The sequence below is a fragment of the Microbacterium sp. Kw_RZR3 genome (assembly GCF_029222405.1).
In the GTDB taxonomy this organism is placed as follows: domain Bacteria; phylum Actinomycetota; class Actinomycetes; order Actinomycetales; family Microbacteriaceae; genus Microbacterium.
This window is the reverse complement of the sequence record NZ_JARHXC010000186.1, coordinates 1-2,130: the sequence shown is the minus strand read 5'-3', so window position 1 is coordinate 2,130 and position 2,130 is coordinate 1. Positions and strand designations below refer to the sequence as shown.

3 protein-coding genes are annotated in these 2,130 nt (G+C 67.1%); all 3 read left to right on the top strand.

Features of this window, described 5'->3' with window-relative positions; genetic code table 11:
- Nucleotides 1–757 (top strand): hypothetical protein (locus P2P98_RS09895; protein ID WP_275799502.1); only part of this gene is annotated, 757 nt, incomplete at its 5' end.
- Nucleotides 758–1,174: 417 nt separating this feature from the next.
- Complete coding sequence (gene rplJ, locus P2P98_RS09890) at nucleotides 1,175–1,690, top strand: 50S ribosomal protein L10 (RefSeq protein ID WP_058595389.1); 516 nt, start codon at nucleotides 1,175–1,177, stop codon at nucleotides 1,688–1,690.
- A gap of 38 nt (nucleotides 1,691–1,728) precedes the next feature.
- Entirely contained in the window at nucleotides 1,729–2,115 is a 387-nt protein-coding gene (rplL, locus tag P2P98_RS09885; protein WP_013585572.1) for a 50S ribosomal protein L7/L12, read from the top strand.
- The last annotated feature ends 15 nt before the right edge of the window (nucleotides 2,116–2,130 follow it).

Sequence of the window (2,130 nt, the reverse complement as noted above, 5' to 3'; positions counted from 1 at the left end):
CGCAGTGGTGTCTCACCTGTCTGCGGCGGTCATCCACGGCCTGCCGCAGTATCGCTTCGCTGACCGTCCCGTGGAGGTGACACTCGCAGGCGCGATCGGAGGGACCAGTCGCGCCGGCCTTCGTCGACATCTCGACGCGCTCCCCGACGACGACGTCGTAACGATCGACGGCATCGCCTGCACGAGCCTGGACCGTACGGTGTTCGACGTCGCGCGCACGGCACCGCTCGAGGTGTCGCTCACGTGCGCTGATGCGGCGCTGAGGCGTGAGGTGGTGTCGTCGCACCGGTTCGATCCCGGAGCTCAAGAGGCGTGGCGCGAGCGCATGCGGGAGCGTGCGCATCGCGCAGCCGGGTCGCGCGGCATCCGACGGGCGCGCGAGGTCATCGAGTTCGCCGACGGTCGCGCAGAGCTTCCCGGCGAAAGCGTCAGTCGGCTGCAGTTGCACCGCATCGGGTTCCGAGAGATCGACCTGCAGGTCGCCGTCGCGGGACCTCAGGGTTCGACGTACTTCGTCGACATCGGGCTTCGCGATGTGCGGACCTTCTGGGAGTTCGATGGCGAGGTCAAGTACAGGGATGCCACGATGCGCGGCGGCCGGTCCATCGAGACCGTCTTGCTCGACGAGAAGCGTCGTGAGGACTGGATCCGCGGAACGACACAATGGCGCCTCTGTCGAGGCGGGTTCGGCGACATTCGCACGCCCGAGACACTCGCCGCTCGCCTTGCCTCCTTCGGTGTGCGCCCGCCCCGCTGATCCGCGACCCCGTGTGGGCCGTTCGGAATGCGGCCGCGTACGCCCCGGCGGGAAGCCGAGATGACCGGTGGTACGCGAGATGACCCGGGTTGCGTGGGAAGCGCGTGTCATTTCGGCGAACGCGGGTCACTTGGGCGCGCGGAACGGGGGCGGGCGGACGGGCCAGCGCGGGCGGCACCGGATTGGCGGGGGAGCGCGGCGTCGGGTACAGTAGAGCCCAAGCCAAAGACCGTCGGTCATCGGAGTGCTCGCACACCGATCGAAGCGTTCGCTGAAAAGCGGAGGACCTACGCAGGTAAACGAATCTCTTCCGAGCTCCGTGCGCCTGCGCCGGAGCTCTTCTTTTTTGTCCGGACCCCGGTGTCTTCGGCCGGCGCCCCGCCTCCGCGGAGCGCCTCGTACACACAAGGAGTGGCCATGGCGCAGAAGGATGCATCGGTCGCCGAGCTCACGAAGAACTTCGAGAACTCGACCGCCGTTCTGCTGACCGAGTACCGCGGTCTGACGGTTGCCCAGCTCAAGCAGCTGCGCAACGACATCCGTCAGGACGCGGATTACGCCGTGGTGAAGAACACGCTGACCAAGATCGCCGCTGCCAAGGCGGGGGTCACGGGACTGGATGACGAGCTCAAGGGCCCGTCCGCCATCGCGTTCGTGCACGGTGACCCTGTCGCCGTCGCGAAGGGCCTGCGTGCCTTTGCCAAGGCTAACCCTCAGCTCGTGGTGAAGGGCGGCTACTTCGATGGCGCCGCGCTGACCGCGGATGAGGTCAACAAGCTCGCCGATCTCGAGAGCCGTGAAGTCCTGCTGGCGAAGCTCGCCGGTGCGATGAAGGCGACGATGACCAAGGCGGCATACGTCTTCCAGGCGCTTCCGTCGAAGGCCGTTCGCACGGTCGACGCGCTGCGCGAGAAGCAGGACACCGCGGCCTGACCCGGCCCGGCTGATTAACCCGATCAAGGAGATACAACATGGCTAAGCTCAGCACCGAAGAGCTGCTCGACGCGTTCAAGGAGCTCACCCTCATCGAGCTCTCCGAGTTCGTCAAGGCGTTCGAGGAGACCTTCGACGTCACCGCTGCTGCCCCCGTGGCCGTTGCCGGCCCCGCCGCCGGTGGCGCTGCCCCCGCCGAAGAGGCCGAGGAGAAGGACTCGTTCGACGTCGTCCTCGAGGCCGCCGGTGACAAGAAGATCCAGGTCATCAAGGTCGTCCGCGAGCTCACCTCGCTCGGCCTCGGCGAGGCCAAGGCCGTCGTCGATGGCGCTCCCAAGGCCGTGCTCGAGGGCGCGAACAAGGAGACCGCCGAGAAGGCCAAGGCTGCCCTCGAGGAGGCCGGCGCTTCGGTGACCCTGAAGTAATTTCGCTTCACGGTC

What these genes read in the sequence shown, in the direction of transcription:
- rplL (WP_013585572.1), top strand. Translation starts at nt 1,729, where the DNA reads ATGGCTAAGCTCAGCACCGAAGAGCTGCTCGACGCGTTCAAGGAGCTC.
- rplJ (WP_058595389.1), top strand. Translation starts at nt 1,175, where the DNA reads ATGGCGCAGAAGGATGCATCGGTCGCCGAGCTCACGAAGAACTTCGAG.